The sequence below is a fragment of the Streptomyces sp. NPDC001502 genome (assembly GCF_042894785.1).
GTDB lineage: Bacteria > Actinomycetota > Actinomycetes > Streptomycetales > Streptomycetaceae > Streptomyces > Streptomyces kutzneri.
In genome coordinates, this window is sequence record NZ_JBIAVW010000001.1 from 390,603 (window position 1) to 407,387 (window position 16,785).

Consider the following 16,785-nt stretch of genomic DNA (forward strand, 5'->3'; position numbering starts at 1 on the left):
CCCGCATAGCGCAGCGGATAGGCTGGGCGGATGACGCGAGCCGAGCAGCCGGCGGTCGTGACCGCCCCGGCGAACCCCACCTACGACGAAGCCCTAGCCGCGGATTCCCGCGAGCGTGCGGTGCGCGCACTGCTGCGCACTCCCAGGCTGCGCCGGCTGTGGAGCGCCCAGTTGGTGAGCGGCATCGGTGATGCCCTGGCCCTGCTGGTGCTGGTGCTGCTGGCCCTCCAGGCAGCGGCCTCGGAAGGGAGCTTCGGCGGCGGGTTCCGCGGCGCGGCCCTCGCCGTCGCCGCCGTCTTCGGGGTCCGTATCCTCGCCACCCTGCTCTTCGGCGCGGTCCTCCTCGGCCCGCTGGCCGGGCTGCTGGGCGCCGACGGCAAGCTGGACCGCCGCTGGACCATGATCGGGGCCGACGGGGTCCGCCTCGGGCTCTTCGTCGTCGCCCCGCTGTGGCTCGACTGGATCGCGGCCCACGCGCTGACCGCGCTGCTGGCCACCGTCTTCGTCTCCGGCGCCGCCGAGCGGCTGTGGACCCTGGCCAAGGAGAGTGCGGCTCCCGCCCTGCTGCCCGCGCCGCCGCCGGAGGGGGCGACCGTACGGCCGCTCCCGGACCACCTGGACGCGCTGCGCCGGCTGACCCTGCGTACGTCCTTCGCGGCGCTTCCGATCGCCGCCGCCGCGCTGCTCGCCGCGACCCTGGTCGGCAAGGCACTCGGCCTCGGCATCGACTGGTTCGTCGCGAACCAGGCCGCCCTCGGCTCGTACGTGGCCTCCGGCCTCTTCGCCGCCTCGGTCTCGCTGCTGCTGCCGCTGGTGCTGCCCGGCGGGGCGACCCCGCGTCCGCGTTCGCCGCTGGAGGGCCTGCGCACCCCCAAAACGGGCGACCGGCCCGACAAGGGCCGTACGGGCGTCATCCCCCTTCTCGTCCTGAGCTGCGCCGCGGTCGCCGGAGCGGTGTCCTGCGCCGTGTCCGTCTCCGTGCTGCACGCCTTCGACCTGGGCGGCGGCCCGGCCGCCTTCGCGCTGTTCGTCCTCGCGCTGGTCGGCGGCACCGCCGCGGGCATCCGCGCCACCCAGGCCGGCAAGGTGCTGCCCGCGCTGTCCCGCCGCCGGCTGATGGCCCTCGCCATAGCGGTCACCGGGCTCGCGCTGCTCCTGACCGGGCTCGTCCCGGACATGGCGACCGTGCTGTTCCTCTCGCTGCTCGCCGGCACGGCCGCGGGCGTCGCGGCCAACACCGGCCACACCCTGCTGGACCAGGAGACCGAGGAGTTCCGGCGGGCCCGGATCACCGAGCACCTCCAGGCGGTCGTACGGGTGGCCGTGGCGCTGGGCGCCGTGGCCGCGCCCCTCCTGGCCGCGGCCATCGGCCCGCACCGGCTGACCGGTGCCGAGGTCGTCTTCGCACACGGCGGCGCCGCCTTCACCCTGATGCTCGTCGGCGCCCTGCTGCTGCCGGTCGCCGTGCTCGTGCTCACCAAGGCCGACGACCGCCGGGGCGTACCCCTGCGGCGGGACCTGCGCGAGGCGCTGCGCGGCGGGGAGCCCGTACAGGCGGCGTCCGCCACCGGGTTCTTCATCGCCCTGGAAGGCGGCGACGGAGCCGGCAAGTCCACCCAGGTCCAGGCGCTGGCCGACTGGATACGGGGCAAGGGCCACGAGGTCGTGGTGACCCGGGAGCCCGGGGCGACCCCCGTCGGCAAGCGGCTCCGCTCGATCCTGCTCGACATCTCCTCGGCCGGTCTGTCGAACCGGGCCGAGGCACTGCTGTACGCCGCCGACCGGGCGGAACACGTGGACACGGTGGTGCGCCCGGCCCTGGAGCGCGGCGCGGTCGTCATCTCGGACCGCTACATCGACTCCTCGGTGGCCTACCAGGGGGCCGGCCGTGACCTCTCCCCGACGGAGATCGCCAGGATCTCGCGCTGGGCCACCGACGGGCTCGTCCCGAACCTGACCGTGCTGCTCGACGTATCGCCGGAGGCGGCGCGCGAGCGGTTCACGGAGGCACCGGACCGCCTGGAGTCGGAGCCGGCGGAGTTCCACCAGCGGGTGCGGTCCGGGTTCCTGACCCTCGCCGCGTCCGACCCGGGCCGCTACCTCGTGGTCGACGCGGGCCAGGACCCGGGGTCGGTGACCACCGTCGTACGGCACCGCCTGGACCGGATGCTTCCGCTCTCGGAGGCCGAGGTGGCCGCCCAGGCGGAGGCACGGCGCCTCGCCGAGGAGGAGGCCCGGCGCAAGGCCGAGGAAGAGGCGGCTCGCAAGGCGGAGGAAGCGCGCCTGCGGGCCGAGGAGGAGGCCCGGCTGGCCCGCGAGGCCGAGGAAGCGCGGATGAGGGCCGAGGCGGAGGCCGCCCGCAGGGCGCAGGAGGAGCGGCTGCGCGCCGAGGAGGAGGCCCGGGCCCGCGCCGAGGCCGAGCGGCTGCGTCTGGAGGCCGAGGAGAAGGCACGTGCGGCGGAGGCCGAGCGGCTGCGCCGGCAGGCCGAGGAGGAGGCCCGGCTGCGGGCCGAGGCCGAGGAGCGACGGCTGGAGAAGCAGCGGCGGGCCGAGGAGGCCCTGCTGAAGGCCGAGGAGGCACGCCGGCTGGTGGCGGCCGAGGCGGCGGCGAAGGCCGCGGCTGCCGCTGCTGTGGCGGCCGCGCAGGCTGCTGCGGTCGCGCCGCCTGCTCCCGCGCCTGCTGCTGCCCCTGCGCCTGCCCCTGCGCCTGCCCCTGCGCCCAAGGTCGGTATGACCAAGAAGCCGGAGCCGGAGCCGAAGCCGGAGCCGCACCCGGACGACGCGGTGACGGTGGAGACCCCGGTGGTCCCGGTGGCTCCGGAGTCCAAGCCGGTCAAGCGGGTCGTCCAGCCGGACGACGTCACCCAGACGGTCCCGGTGCCGAAGATCGACCCGGCCTCCGCCGCGGAGACGGCGGTGCTGCCGCCGGTCCGCGCGGCCGACGAGACGGCGGTGCTGCCGCCCGTTCGCCCGGCCGACGAGACGGCGGTGCTGCCGCCCGTTCGCCCGGCCGACGAGACGGCCGTGCTGCCGCCCGTACGTCCGGCCGCCCCGCAGGCGCCGCAGCCCGCGCAGGACAGCGGTGGCGGACGGGCCCGGTCCGCCACGCGGCCGACGGCCCAGCGTCCCGAGGAGGACCCGGCCGACCGGGTGCCGTCGGGCATCTTCCGGGACTCCGGCAACGACCGGACGCGGGAGCTCCCCGTCGTCGACGGCGAGGGCCGGCCGCGCCGGCCGCGCCCGGACTGGGCCGAGGAGACCCCGCTGGACGACCTGCCGACGCTGGCGGACGAACTGCTGGGCCGCCACCGGGGCGACGAGGACGGCGACGAGGGCGACGAGGGCGAACGGCGACCGCGCCGCCGCCGCTGACCCCGGCGGCGACGGGACCGGGACGGGATTGTCGGTGGCGCCCGCCACAATGGGTGCACGGAGAGTGAAAGGCGGTGGGCGGGATGCCCGTATGGGACGACCTGGTGGGACAGGAGCGGGTCCAGACGCAGCTGGCCGCCGCCGCCCGCGATGCCGACGCACTGGTCACGGCCATCACGGCCGGGACCGCGCCGCCCGAGGGGTCCAAGATGACCCACGCCTGGCTGCTCACCGGTCCGCCCGGATCCGGGCGGACCACCGCCGCCCGGGCCTTCGCCGCCGCCCTGCAGTGCACCAGCCCCGACCGCGCCCTCGGCGGTGAGCCCGGCTGCGGGTTCTGCGACGGCTGCCACACCACGATGGTCGGCACGCACGCGGACGTCTCCACCGTCGTTGCGGTCGGCAGCCAGATCCTCGTCGACGACATGCGGGACACCGTCCGCAAGTCCTACACGTCCCCGGCCACGGGCCGCTGGCAGGTCATCCTCGTCGAGGACGCCGAGCGGCTGAACGAGAAGTCCGCCAACGCGGTCCTCAAGGCCGTGGAGGAGCCCGCGCCCCGCACGGTCTGGCTGCTGTGCTCGCCCTCCGTGGAGGACGTGCTGCCCACCATCCGGTCCCGCTGCCGCCACCTCAACCTCAGCACCCCGTCGGTCGCGGCCGTCGCCGACATGCTGGTGCGGCGGGACGGCATCGAGCCGTCGGCGGCCCTGGCCGCCGCCCGGGTCACCCAGGGGCACGTCGACCGCGCCCGTCGGCTGGCCACCGACGAGGGGGCCCGCGAGCGCAGGGCTGCGGTGCTGAAGCTCCCGCTCCGGGTGGACGACGTCGGTGCCTGCCTCAAGGCCGCCCAGGAGCTGGTGGACGCCGCCGCCGAGGACGCCAAGCAGGTCGCGGAGGAGGTCGACACCAAGGAGACCGAGGAGCTGAGGACCGCGCTCGGTGCCGGAACGGGCGCCGGCAGCCGGATGCCGCGCGGCACGGCGGGCGTGATGAAGGAGCTGGAGGACCGGCAGAAGCGCCGTCGCACCCGCACCCAGCGCGACACCCTCGAACTGGCGCTGACCGACCTCACCAGCTTCTACCGGGACGTCCTGGCCCTGCAGCTCGGCTCGTCCGTGGCCATCGCCAACGAGGAGATACGGCCGGACCTGGAGCGGATCGCCCGCGCCTCGGGCCCGGAGCGGACCCTGCGCCGGATCGAGGCGATCATCGCCTGCCGGGACTCCTTCGACCGCAATGTCGCCCCGCTGCTCGCGGTCGAGGCGATGACGATGGCGCTGCGCGCGGGCTGACCGCGTCCGGGCCGCCGGGCGGTGGTCCATACCCGGTTGACCGGCTCACCCGTACGGGCGAACCGGTCGCCGGGGCCGGGTAGCGGCCGGTCCGTGCCGGGCCCGGCACGTGCCACGGAAGGCGTGCGGCCGTCCGGTCCCGGAGCGCCTGCTCACGTCCGCCGGTAGGACGTACGCTCCGGGGATGGACACCAGTCGCCTGCTGCGTACCACCGGAACCGTGATCGCAGCCGCCGGGCTGCTGCTCTCCGGGTGTACCTCGGGCGGGCTGGGGGAACCCGGGGCCGCCGCGTTCTCCCCGGCGGCGCAGCCGTCCCCCGACGCGGCCGCGCTGCGCCCGTACTACAAGCAGAAGCTGACCTGGCGCGACTGCGGTGTCCCCGGATTCCAGTGCTCCACCATGAAGGCCCCGCTGGACTACGCGAACCCCGGCTCCGGCCAGGACGTCGACATCGCGGTGTCGCGCCGTACGGCCACCGGTCCCGGCAAGCGCCTCGGCTCGCTGATGGTCAACCCGGGCGGCCCGGGAGGCTCCGGCATCGGCTACCTCCAGGCGTACGCCGGCATCGGCTATCCCGCGGCCGTCCGGGCCCGGTACGACATGGTGTCCTTCGACCCGCGCGGGGTGGAACGCAGCAGCCCCGTCGAGTGCCTGAACGGCCCGGCCATGGACAAGTACACACAGGTGGACCAGACGCCGGACGACCCGGCCGAGCGGGCGGAGCTGGTGGCGGCCTTCAAGGAGTTCGCGGCCGGCTGCCGGACGAATTCCGGACGGGTCCTGCCGCATGTCTCCACCGTCGACGCCGCCCGGGACATGGACCTGCTGCGCGCGCTGCTCGGGGACGAGAAGCTCAACTACGTCGGGGCCTCGTACGGCACCTTCCTGGGCGCCACGTACGCGGACCTCTTCCCGGACCGGGTCGGCCGGCTGGTCCTGGACGGGGCGATGGACCCCACCCGGCCCGCGCTCGAACTGAACCGGGACCAGACGGAGGGCTTCGACACGGCCTTCACCGCCTTCGCCAAGGACTGCGCGAAGCAGCCCGACTGCCCGCTCGGCAAGGGCGGCCCGGACGCGGTGGGGGCGCGCCTGAAGGAGTTCTTCCGCAAGGTCGACGCCCAGCCCGTGTCGAGCGGCGACCCGGACCGCCCGCTGGGCGAGGCCCTGGCGACGACCGGGGTGATCGCGGCGCTGTACGACGAGAGCGCCTGGCCGCAGCTGCGCGAGGCGCTCAGCTCGGCGATGAACGGCGACGGATCGGGCCTGCTGAGCCTGGCCGACAGCTATTACGAGCGCGAGGCGGACGGCAAGTACGCCAACCTGATGTTCGCGAACGCCGCCGTCAACTGCCTCGACCAGCCCCCGGCCTTCAGCGGCCCCGAGGCCGTCGACACCGCCCTGCCGTCCTTCGAGAAGGCCTCCCCGGTTTTCGGCGCGGGTCTGGCCTGGGCCGCGCTGAACTGCACGTACTGGCCCGTGAAGGCCACGGGCCAGGCGAGGGAGCTGACCGCGAAGGGCGCCGCGCCGATCGTGGTGGTGGGCACCACGCGCGACCCGGCGACCCCGTACAAGTGGGCCCAGGCGCTGGCCGGCCAGCTCGAATCGGGCACGCTCCTCACTTACGACGGCGACGGCCACACGGCGTACGGGCGCGGCAGCGACTGCATCGACGCCGCGATCAACCGCTACCTCCTGGAGGGCAAGGCCCCGCAGGACGGCAAGAAGTGCTGAGGCCGCCGCCCCGGTGCTGGTTGGTGCCGCTGTCGCGCACGGAGCGGTTCCACAAGCCGGCCCCGCCGACGCAGGAGTTTCCGCCCGATCCCGGGTCCCTGTGGCGCACGGACGCCGAGCACTCCGGGCTGCCCGAGCAGACCCCGGCGCACCTGCGGGACCCCCGTCCGGCTTGGTGACGAAACGCGCCGGATGTGCCGCGATCGCCCCGTTCTGTGACCAGCGCCCCGCCTCCGCGAAACCTGGTTCAGGGCACCCTCCCACACCCTGTAGACTTGGCGCCGCTGCTGATGAGCGCCCCTCTTCGAGGGAACACTTGTCTGACCAGCGGTGCCGCCTTAGCTCAGTTGGCCAGAGCAACGCACTCGTAATGCGTAGGTCTCGGGTTCGAATCCCGAAGGCGGCTCTGTAGAAGCCCCAGGACTCACTCGCCGTGACCTGGGGCTTTTGCTATTTCCGGGATCGGTCGGCGCCTGCGGTGGCCGGGACCCGAGATCCCGTGCGTGAGCGATGCGTGAGCGGAGGGGCTGTCAGCTCTTCTTCGTGGCCTTCTTGGCCTTGCCCTCTTCCTCCCCTTGACCTTGACCTTGGCCTTCGCGGCTCGCTCGGCCGTCCTGGCGGCCTTGCGGGCCTGCTCCTCGTGCTCCGCCTTGCGCTGGAGAGGGACCAGCTTGGCGGTGGCCTCGGCGGCGCTCTTGCCGATGTGGGGGAGCACGCTCTGGTAGATGCCGCGCGTGTCCGACACGATCTTGATGTCGATGTCGGCCGCGGGCATGAGCGTGGCCGCCCCGCGCCGGAGGTCGTGCCCGCTCGAAGAGATCGGTCACCTTGCCCGGGTGGAGCGAGGAGCCGTCCTCCTGGGTGAAGACGAGCGCGGCGTTCGCCCAGGCCGACCCCCACTCGGCGCGGTCGGCCTCCTGTCGCCTGCGTGGCCCGTCCAGGACGCCGACGGTGTCGTCATCGAGCGCGACGCCCCGGAACCCGCTGTCCGCCTTCCGCTCGGAGGCCTCACCCCCCGTCCGTGTTGGACCAGTTGCCCGGGCACGGTGAGGGAGTGCCGGTCGAGGTTCGTCTCGGACCAGGGCTGCCCGTACGCCTCGCCACGCCGCAGGCCGCGGAAGGCGATGAGGTGCCACAGGGCGTACAACCGGTCGCCGGCGATGGAGTCGAGGAAGGCGCCGGTCTGTTCCGGCGTCCAGACCGTCACGGGGGAGGGCTTCTCGCCGGCCTGCTCCTACTTGGCGACCCGCTCGTCTGTCCACACGAGCGCCTTCGCCTTGCGCACGGGATCGATCTCGACGCGGGCCGCCGGGTGGCGGGGCCGGTCACCCGGCGGAAGGCCGGCAGCGCGTCGAGCGCCGCCTTCAGCGCCTTCCGGCGAACACGGTTCTCCGCCCACTTCCACGGGATCGTCGCCAACTCCTCTACGGCGGAACGCCGCTGGGAGTTCTGCTCCAGGACCTCGGCGTTGCCGCCGGCGATGGCGCAGCTTCTTGCCTGCCGGGAACTGCCAGGAGAGTTGCTCGGCGTCGCACGAGCAGCACCCGCCCCTTGTGGACGACGACGGCAGCGGCGACGGGTTGCTGCTGGACTTCGTCCGGGGAGAGTACTGGTCGCTGCTCACTCACCCTGGCTCCGCAGGTGGGACAAGACGTCGGTGAGCTCCAGGTCGTACCGGTCCTTGTCTCCTTCCCAGCGCGACATCACCGTCACCGCAGCCTCGGCCATGTCTGCGGGCAGACCGGCTGCGCGGAGAGTCTCGGCGATGTCCTCCATCTCCGGTGCCCAGCGCCAGGCTCGTGCGGCCACGCTGGGCAGGTATCCGGGGTCGGCGAGGATGTTGGAGGCCATCGCCTGCGCCTCGACGGTGAGCTCGTCGCCGACTCCATGGGCGTCGGCCAGTGCGTGGGCCACGCCGGCGAGGGTTCGGGCGGCCTTCTGGTAGCTGGCGAACGCCATCTTCAGTGCGGAGGCGGAGCCGACGCTGCCGCTCGCGCGGCGGACGTGCAACGCGGTGTCCTTGAACAGGCGCTCCATCGTGTCCACGGCCTGGGCTTCGCCGGCCAGGTAGAGCCGAGCAGCCCGCTGGCCACCGGGCGGCGGGCCGAAGATCGCCCCGTCGAGGACCACGGCGCCCGGCCTGATCCCCTCCGCGATTCGCTGCATGCGCTGGGGGTTGATCGCGTTGGCGTCCACGTACACCCCGGCGAAGGCGCGGTCAGCGACCGTGGTCGCCACGTCTTCGGCGGCCTGCGGCGGGCAGATCGACAGGACGATCTCGCTGCGTTCCAGCGCCTCGTCGAGCGAGTCACATGCGGTGGCGCCGACTTCCTTCGCGCGCCGGCGGGTGGCGTCGCTGCGGCCCACCGGCACCCACAGCACCTCGTGTCCTGCGGCGACGGCCTGGGCGGCGACGGCCGCGCCCATGGCGCCGGGGTGCAAGAGGGTCACGGTCGTCACTGGCTGCCTCCTGGCGGGAGCTGAGCGGGCATGCGCTCCTGATGAGCAATGATCACCTCACGAAGCCCGATCGCGGCAGGTGATCCGGCCCCGGGGTGCAGCGCGAGCTGACGACTGAAGTGGCCGATCCGGCGATCGACGCTCTCGGTGCGGCGCCGGGCACTGACCCCGAGGACAGCGTGGATCTGGGTCGCCGCTCCGTCGATGTCCCCTCGGCCCAGCCGAGCCATCGCCAGGTCCATGCGGGCCAGGGACATCTCACCGAGTCGCTGCTGCTCCGGAGGCGCGGACTGGAAGAGCTCCACCGCTTCGTCGGCGCGGGCCTCGGCGTCACTGAGGTGCTGCCCGCCGGCCAGCCACAAGTGAGTGCTGCTGGAGTAGAACAGCTGCTTCTCGACGGGGAAGGCCATCATTCCGCCGGGCAGCTCGTCACCTTCGACGAGGTGGTCTCGTAGGCGGTCGGCGGCACTGAGGGCCGCCAGAGCATCGCTGGCCCGGTTGAGCTGGCCGAAGGCACGCGCCTTGATGCTCTCCAGCCGGATCTGCGCCGTGCCGGATTCGGGGGTGAACGTGCTTCCCGAGTCGGCGAGGCGCACGGCGTCTACCGGGCGACCGTCCCAGTACGCGATGAGTGCCTGGAGCCCGCGGACCCAGGAACGCAGTCCGTTGTGGCCGGCCAGCTCACCGAAGAGGAAGGCAGTGCGTGCCTGTGTCTCGGCCGCGTCGTAGCGGCCCAGGTCGAAGCTCGCATTGGCCAGTACACCGCACAGGACGCCGGCGCCCACGTAGAGGTCTGAGGTGTACCGCGGTGGTTGACGTCCTTCGAGGAGTTCGAAGGCGCGGTCGCGCAGGGCGCGTACCTCGCGAAAAAGGGGCCCGACGGGCCGGTTGGGGTACGTAACGACGAGGCGGCGGATGTCAGCTTCCAGCTGCTCCAGCGTGTGCGGTCCCACGTTGCTGCTCTCTGCCCTGGCTGCGAACTGCGCCGACTCGTTCGCCGCCGCCATGACCACGTCTTCAAGGCCGTACTCGGATGGATCCACTGCATTGCGACCGTCAGCCGCTGGATGATGGTCCGGCAATGCCGTCGGCTTGGGCTCCGCAGGCCCGAGGAGTCGGGCGGCCGGGAGGCCCGGGAACATGAACTCCAGGACACGGCGGGCGACGGTCTGCGGGGTGCGGACCTCGCCATGCGCGTACCGGAAGAACTGTCGCTTCTCGATCGTCGCGGTCGCGATCGATGGCGGTCCCTCCAGCTCGGCTAACTGCTTGGCTGCCTGCTCGTAGCGCCGCTTGAAGACCTGGTAGTCCTGCCAGCCCCGCTGGTTGATCAGGGTTTGGAAGAGGGTCGGTCCTGATGGCTCCACAGCCGCTCCCTCATGCCGGGGTCCTTGTCCGGTCTCCACGCTAGACATCAACAGCCGCCGATCGAAGATCTGTTGTCCAGAAATTCCAGGTGGACAGCGAATAGACATCGGTTAGGCACGAAAGGACGGCGTTCGGCGCCGCTCAGGGCCTCGTTCAGGCGGGAGCCGCCGGGAACACTTCATCTTCGCCCCGGCAAGACAGCGGCCCTGCGAGGCCGAGTCTCCGCCGTGGTTACGCAAGTCAGGCAGCCCAGGAGGCCCGCTCATGGCAGCGCACCACCAGCTCGCGTTCACCGTCGCCCGCACGGCAGCCGCCGCCCAGCAGGCACGACACCACGTCGTCGCCGGCATCCGTTCTTGGGGCATACGGCTCGACGAGGAGGCATTGGACGGAATCGAGCTGGCGGCTGGTGAGCTGATTTCCAACGCCGTGCGCCACAGCGCGTCGGGGCTGGTCACCGTCAGTGCCTGCCAGGAGGGGCCTGTGCTTGTGGTCGAGGTGCATGACGCTACGAAGGTGCTGCCGCGGCCGGAGCCCTTGAGCGGTAGTTCCGAGTCCGGGCGCGGCCTGTATCTCGTATCCGTGCTCGCCGACCGCCACGGTGCTGATCTGACGGCGACGGGCAAGCGCTGCTGGGCGGAGTTCGCTCTGCCCAGCAGCGCGGGGGATCAAAGGTCGGATCAGGCCAGTGGTCAGGTTCGACGCCTGCCCTCCGGTAGTGCCGGCGAAGTAGCCAAGCGGGTGGCGGCGAGGGCTCGTACATCAGCAGCAGGCCCGGTATCGCACACCCGAACGAGGGTCAGGCGCCGGACCGCAGCTCCAGCAGCCGACAGGCCCTTTGCAGGCCAGCTTGTCGACTGAATGACGCTGATTCGACAGCAAGTTGGAGCCCTAGAATCGTGGGCTTCCCCGTGACACCGACCAGCCACAGGCGGCCGGGGGGGATAAGCAGTTCCCCGGCCCTCTGCTGGGCCGGGCCCACTCATCAGCTCCTGTACCAAGTGGAGGTTGTTGCCATGCCCGAGAAGGTGACGAAGGAAAAGGTCCTCGTCTACGTCGTGCGCGACGGGCGCCTTCTGGTGTTCCGCCACACCGACTACTCCTACGAGGAGGTCGGCATCCAGGTCCCCGCGGGCAGCATCCGCCCCGGTGAGACCCCGGAGGCCGCCGCCCTGCGCGAGGCCCGCGAGGAGACCGGTCTGTCGGACTTCAAGATCGTCCGCAAGCTCGGCGAGACCGAGTACGACATCAGCCCGTACCGGTTCGAGATCCAGCACCGGCACGTCTTCCACCTGGAGCTCACCGAGCCGACCCCGGAGCGGTGGATGAGCCAGGAGGACCACGACGGCGAGCAGGAGCCCACTCACTTCGAGTGCTTCTGGATCCCGCTGGGGGCCGCGCACATTCTCCAGTCCGGCCAGGGCGCCCTGCTGGGGCGTCTGTCCGACTAGCCAGTCACCCGGTCACGGCAGCATAGGAGGGGGCAGCCGATGAACCTCAGCACAGAACAGCGCCACACGATCGACGGGCTCTACCGGAGCCTCGACGCCGATGACACCGGCACCGCGGTGTCGGTCATCGTCAAGACGCGCGGCGAGACGTGCGACATCGACTGCCTCTACTGCTACGAGAAGCGCAAGGAGGCCCCTGGGGGTGCCAGGGTCAGCGCCGACCAGATCAGGCGCCTGGCCGACATCTTCAAAGGCCGCAAGCTCGCCGTCGAACTCCACGGCGGCGAGCCCCTGACGGCGGGGCGGGAGCACATCGGCGAGATCCTGGCGGAGCTGGCCGAAATGCCGCAGGCCGTCCGTGTCAGCCTGCAGACCAACGGTGTCCTGCTCGACGCCGACTGGCTCGACATGTTCGACACCCTCTGCCCGGACCTCCGGATCGGCATCTCCCTCGACGGTGACGCCCAGGGCAACGCCTGGCGTGTCGGCTACGACGGCAAGCCCGTGTATCCGCGCGTCGCCGCCGCCCTGAGTCTGCTCGCGGAGCGGGGCCGGAGCGTCGGTGTGATCGCCGCCGTGACCCCGGCGGTGCTGGACCGCGCCGAAGAGGTGCTGGACCACCTCGCCGGCTTCGGTTCGGTCAACGCGGTCAGCTTCGTACCCTGCTTCGACTCCACGATCCGCCGCTCCACGGCCCTGCCGAGCAGGCGCACGTCGGCCAGTCGACTGCTTCAGCAGGCTGCCGTGAACACAGCCGATGGCCCGGCCTGGGCGATCCATCCCGACGAGTACGCCCAGTTCGTCCTTGCCGCCACCACTCACTGGATCACCGCCGGACACTTCGCCCGCATCAAGCTGGAACCGGCCGTCTCCACGATCCGGCGGTTACGGGGTCTGACGACGGGGTTCTGCCACTTCTCCGACCTCAAGTGCGACCACGTCTTCACCCTCTACCCCGACGGCCGGCTCGGGAGCTGCGACGAACTTCCTTGGCCGCAGGCCCGCCTCACCCAGCTGGAGTCCACAGCCGACGAGCACGAGGTGGTCCGTGCCCAGCAGGCCTCGCTCCTCCTGGATCAGGGCAAAGCCCTGATGGACAAGTGCATGACCTGCGACTACCGCACCACCTGCGGCGGAGGATGCATCGCCACCCGCTGGCGCCAGGACCCGGCCAACGATCACGACGCGTACTGCGACTACCGCATGCGGATGATCGACGGCGTTGCCGCACTGCTGGCCCAGCCCGCGCACCCCGCCGGCGCCTGGTGCCAGAGCCTGCGCTGGCGCCCACGCACCCCGAACAGCATGCGCGACGTGAACGCCTTCCTGACCGGCTGGGACACTCCCGACCCCGTCGGCAGCGAAGTCAGGCTGCACACCAGTGAGCACGGCAACATCAACACTGTGGGCCTCGCCGGCGTCCACGAGGCCGACGATCTCACCCCAGCCCACCCGATGTGGCAGGCGGCCATCGAACCCGGCGTCTGGCCGTTGGTCGACACGGTCACCCGAGCCTGGGGGCTCGTCACGTACGACAGCTGCCAGGGCCACCAGTACACCGGCGCGGACCTGGCCCCCACGGGGCTGCGCATCGGGATCCTCGCCCGCGACCGCCAGGAGTACGCACGCGCTGCCGCGGCCCTGTGCCGGGCCGCCACGTTCGCAAGCGCCCTTCTCCCCACGGGCATCGAGGCCAACGTCGGCCGCTCGGAGCTCACCTGCGAGAACACGGGCACAACCACCCCGGTCCTCGACCTGAGCCTGGACCCCGCCCCGGGCCAAAGGTGGGACGACTACTTCGCCCGCCTGAACGAGGCCACCGCTGTGCTGGCCGCAGCCCTCGATGCCGAGCGCCCGAAGACCCGCACCACGTGCGCCTGCCCACTGCCGGTGTCGCCGCAAGCCCCCGAGGGGGTGCCGCGATGAAGCCCGGCGACACGGTCACCATCCACCAGCTCCTGGGACGCATCACCTACTTCCACACTCTGTTCATCGAACCCGCCCTCACCTCCAGCGAGCAGCCCGGAGCGGGCGATCCTTGCTGCAACCACAGGAACATCGCGGGATACGGACAGCCAGACGTCGGTACTGTCCTGGCCCGTACCGCTTGGGCAGTCCTCGACGAGATCGGAACCACCCTCGGCGAGCACCTCCGCCTCTGCCCGGACTCCGACCACCGGTGCTGCGCCACCTGCCGCATCGCAGCCTGCGGCGCCGCCATCGCCCAGGCATGGACAGCCGCCGAACACCGCTCGTATGGCCTGCCGCTGCCCCCGGACCACCTCGTACGGGCCTGCCGCGCCGCGGCCGCGTCCCGTCTCGCCCTCGTCTTCACCCAGCAGCACGGGGCCTCGTGCGGCGCCCTGGCCCAGGCCGAGACACCTGACGCTGACCTGCTGCCCGACAGCGGCGACTTCCCGTTGATCGGAGAACTCCTCGCCCTGTGGCAGGACCCGCTGGCCGCCACCCGCAGCCCGGTCATCAGCTGGCTCAACCACTGCACGGACCTGAACGACATCCACCGCGTGCTCCAGCAAGGGGGGACCACGAAGTGATCCACATGGCCGAGACCGTCGGCGTCGGAAGCATCGAGAACTTCCTCAGCGATGCCGAGCGGACCCACCTCGCCGACCTGATGAACGACGTCCTGACCAGCGGCGGCACCAGCCGCTTCGGTGAAGAGCGCCGCACCTCCATCCACGAAATCCCCGGCCACAGCCCCGAACAGGCCATGGCCGTCTACGAACCGGCCGGACGCGTTGAGATCCCCTCGATCCCCGAAGCCGCCGAAAAGCTCCTGGGCGACGCCTTCGAACGCGCCCGGCCGGCGCTCTCCCGCGTCATGCCCTCGATCACCCTCTGTCGCCCGTGGACCTACGTCGAGTACGGCGTCGGCCAGCACATCACCAGCCACCTCGACGGCATCGCCCCCGACCCACTCGCCTGGCCCCGCCAGATCGCCGGTATCAGCGTCGTGATCACCCAGGCCGACGCCGGAGGCGACTTCTACGTCGAGACCGCCTCCAGCAAACGCCTGTGGAACGGCAATGTCCCCGATGCCGCCTCGAACGGTTATGCGGAGGGCATGTGGCTGGCCCACGACGGAGCCGACAACTCCGCCTCCTGGTTCCAGCAGATGCCCCGCACCCGCTGGAGCGTCGCCCCGGCCCCCGGAACGGCCCTGCTCTACGGCTCCCAGCTCGCGCACGGAACCCTCCCGGTCACCGCCGGCAGGGTTGCCAAGTTCATCAGCTGGCTCATCGCCGAGCCCACCGCGGCCGGGTGAGCGCGCGTGCTCTTGGCCCTGGAGGGCATAGCCGGCGCCGGAAAGAGCACCCTCCGCGACCGACTCCTGGCCACCGCCCACGCCGAGGGCATCCCCCTCAGCCACATCGGCCAGTTCTCCTGGCTATCCCACCCCGCCACCCGCACCCTGATCCGCCTGCGGGCCGGGCACGGGGGCGATGAGCAGGAGGCCATCGACGCCGCTGCCCAGGACCTGGCCCTGCACTCCCGCCTCAATATCGCCGTAGCCCTCACCGAGGGCCCGGTCCTTGCCGACCGGTTCACCCTCTCCACCGCCTGCCTGCTTGCCCTGCTCCACCAGCAGCCCGTCGACGCGTACGTCGAGCGCCTCGCCGAGCGAACCCAGGCCCGTCCGCAGCTGACCGTTCTGCTGACCACCGAGCCCGTCATCTGCCACACCAGGATCACTCGACGTGCGACAGAGCGCCGCTTCACCGAACGCCCCGAGACCGCCGCCCGGCTGGCCGACCTCTACGACGAGGCCGCAGACGCCTGGACCAAGGCCACTGGCCTTCCCGTGCTGAAGCACCCCTGCACCACCCATGCCGACCTCGAAGTCCTGGTCGACGCCTGCATGGAGGACCTCCGCTCGGCCGGCAGCCCCACGGCCACGAACAAGGAAGCGAGCCGATGAACCTGCACCCGATGCATCCCGCAGCATGGGTCCTCGATCAGCTCCGCACGGACGGCTGGCGTATCAGCGACCTCCTCGCGTTCACGCGGGCCAGCACCCTGGTCAGAGCGAGCCACCCCGGCCAGGAGGACGTCGTGCTGAAGGCGGGCTTCGGCAGCAACCACGTCCTGGCCGAGCTCGACCCCGCCGAGAAGCCCGCCGCGTACGGCTTCTACTGGTATGCACAGATGACCGAGACCGAACGTGCCCTCACCCGCGCAGACTTTCGCCACGAGGCGGATCTGACCACCGCCGCAGGAGCAACTGATCACGTCGTCCCGCTGCTGGAACAGGGCAGCTCGGAGCGGTTCGACTGGTACACCATGCCGCACTGCGACGGCGGGAACTTCCGGGCCTTCATGGCCTCGTCCAAGGACACCGGCAAGGGCCTCGGCATCCTTGCCGACGTCGCCGACGGCCTGGCCAACCTGCACCAGCGCGGAATCGTCCACCGCGATGTCTACCAGGAGAACATCCTCATCGATCAGGACCGGGGCCTGATCACCGACCTCGGAGCCGCCCGGCACCTGTCCACCCCGCGCGGGCCTGAACAGCGCGGCCCCGAGGTCCACTGGCCGCCCGAATACCTCACCGGCTATCACGAGGCCACCCCGGCAGCCGATGTCTTCAGCCTCGCCGTCCTCGTCTACCGCTACCTGTGCGGGGACATCCCCCGCTTGGCCGGCCGCACGAACCTGCCTCTCATCCCGGAACCGCTGCGCAGCATCGTCGCTGCCGCGCTCTCCGACGAAGCGGACGACCGGCCGGCCATGGAGGACCTCTACACCGCACTCCGCACCGCGGCCGACCTCCACCAGCGCTGACCGACACGCGGGAGCCCATCATGCCCAGGGCGAGATCTCCACCCCGAATCCGGCCTCACAGCAGAGCAAGCGGAGCAAACCGAAGCCAACGAGACCGAAAGGCGGAACACCCCATGAACCAGGACCGCATCGCCGACTTCCTCGCCAACGTCGAGGACCTGCGCGGCGAGGACGAGACCGTCCGTACCACCGCCCACACTTCCAGCGTCTCGGCCGAGGGCTGGCCGACGGCCGAGGCGGAGACCACCACCGCCTGAACACCGACAGCCGCCCGGTGCTCTGAGCGCCGCCGGTGAACACA

Annotated in this window: 13 protein-coding genes, 1 tRNA gene and 1 pseudogene; 12 read left to right on the plus strand and 3 right to left on the minus strand. The window is 71.6% G+C overall.

Translation table 11 applies throughout. The features are described from left to right. Window positions 1-30 precede the first annotated feature (30 nt). The 4 genes from tmk (at window position 31) to ACFY0D_RS01905 (ending at window position 6,808) form a co-directional block, all read left to right on the plus strand. Entirely contained in the window at window positions 31-3,372 is a 3,342-nt protein-coding gene (gene tmk, locus ACFY0D_RS01890; protein ID WP_390796466.1) for a dTMP kinase, read from the plus strand. An 83-nt stretch (window positions 3,373-3,455) separates the two neighbouring features. Further along, window positions 3,456-4,667 carry a DNA polymerase III subunit delta' gene (locus tag ACFY0D_RS01895; protein WP_390796467.1) on the plus strand — a complete coding sequence of 404 codons (1,212 nt, stop codon included), beginning with the start codon at window positions 3,456-3,458 and terminating at the stop codon, window positions 4,665-4,667. Between the two features lie 184 nt (window positions 4,668-4,851). Further along, window positions 4,852-6,402 (plus strand): alpha/beta hydrolase, encoded by a 1,551-nt coding sequence (locus tag ACFY0D_RS01900; RefSeq protein WP_390796468.1) that lies wholly within the window; start codon window positions 4,852-4,854, stop codon window positions 6,400-6,402. Window positions 6,403-6,734: 332 nt separating this feature from the next. Continuing rightward, window positions 6,735-6,808: transfer RNA gene (locus tag ACFY0D_RS01905), tRNA-Thr, on the plus strand. A gap of 18 nt (window positions 6,809-6,826) precedes the next feature. Here ACFY0D_RS01905 and ACFY0D_RS01910 read toward each other — a convergent pair. From ACFY0D_RS01910 to ACFY0D_RS01920, 3 genes and pseudogenes are all read right to left on the minus strand, one after another. After that, window positions 6,827-7,887: pseudogene (locus ACFY0D_RS01910) on the minus strand (site-specific integrase); the annotation flags it as partial. Between the two features lie 135 nt (window positions 7,888-8,022). Then, window positions 8,023-8,862, minus strand: coding sequence for a DUF1932 domain-containing protein (locus ACFY0D_RS01915; RefSeq protein WP_390796469.1), 840 nt, complete (start codon window positions 8,860-8,862; stop codon window positions 8,023-8,025). Further along, window positions 8,859-10,229 (minus strand): hypothetical protein, encoded by a 1,371-nt coding sequence (locus ACFY0D_RS01920; RefSeq protein ID WP_390796470.1) that lies wholly within the window; start codon window positions 10,227-10,229, stop codon window positions 8,859-8,861. Before ACFY0D_RS01920 ends, ACFY0D_RS01915 begins: the two co-directional genes overlap by 4 nt. Window positions 10,230-10,494: 265 nt before the next feature. On the opposite strand from ACFY0D_RS01920, the gene ACFY0D_RS01925 reads away from it, so the two are divergent. From ACFY0D_RS01925 to ACFY0D_RS01960, 8 genes are all read left to right on the plus strand, one after another. Further along, window positions 10,495-11,091 carry an ATP-binding protein gene (locus ACFY0D_RS01925; RefSeq protein WP_390796471.1) on the plus strand — a complete coding sequence of 199 codons (597 nt, stop codon included), beginning with the start codon at window positions 10,495-10,497 and terminating at the stop codon, window positions 11,089-11,091. 155 nt (window positions 11,092-11,246) lie between these two features. Then, window positions 11,247-11,681, plus strand: coding sequence for an NUDIX domain-containing protein (locus tag ACFY0D_RS01930; protein ID WP_390796472.1), 435 nt, complete (start codon window positions 11,247-11,249; stop codon window positions 11,679-11,681). 39 nt (window positions 11,682-11,720) lie between these two features. Continuing rightward, entirely contained in the window at window positions 11,721-13,607 is a 1,887-nt protein-coding gene (locus ACFY0D_RS01935; RefSeq protein WP_390796473.1) for a radical SAM protein, read from the plus strand. Then, entirely contained in the window at window positions 13,604-14,236 is a 633-nt protein-coding gene (locus ACFY0D_RS01940) for a hypothetical protein (protein ID WP_390796474.1), read from the plus strand. The genes ACFY0D_RS01935 and ACFY0D_RS01940 overlap by 4 nt, the downstream gene beginning before the upstream one ends. A gap of 5 nt (window positions 14,237-14,241) precedes the next feature. Further along, the gene (locus ACFY0D_RS01945; protein ID WP_390796475.1) at window positions 14,242-14,967 is read left to right on the plus strand and encodes a hypothetical protein; all 726 of its coding nucleotides are present in this window, start codon (window positions 14,242-14,244) and stop codon (window positions 14,965-14,967) included. 6 nt (window positions 14,968-14,973) lie between these two features. Continuing rightward, the gene (locus ACFY0D_RS01950) at window positions 14,974-15,621 is read left to right on the plus strand and encodes a hypothetical protein (protein ID WP_390796476.1); all 648 of its coding nucleotides are present in this window, start codon (window positions 14,974-14,976) and stop codon (window positions 15,619-15,621) included. Beyond that, on the plus strand, window positions 15,618-16,484 hold the full coding sequence (locus ACFY0D_RS01955) for a protein kinase (RefSeq protein WP_390796477.1): 867 nt from the start codon (window positions 15,618-15,620) through the stop codon (window positions 16,482-16,484). The genes ACFY0D_RS01950 and ACFY0D_RS01955 overlap by 4 nt, the downstream gene beginning before the upstream one ends. 113 nt (window positions 16,485-16,597) lie before the next feature. After that, a complete protein-coding gene (locus ACFY0D_RS01960; protein WP_267841490.1) occupies window positions 16,598-16,741 on the plus strand; it encodes a hypothetical protein in 144 nt (47 codons plus the stop codon). Window positions 16,742-16,785: the final 44 nt, after the last annotated feature.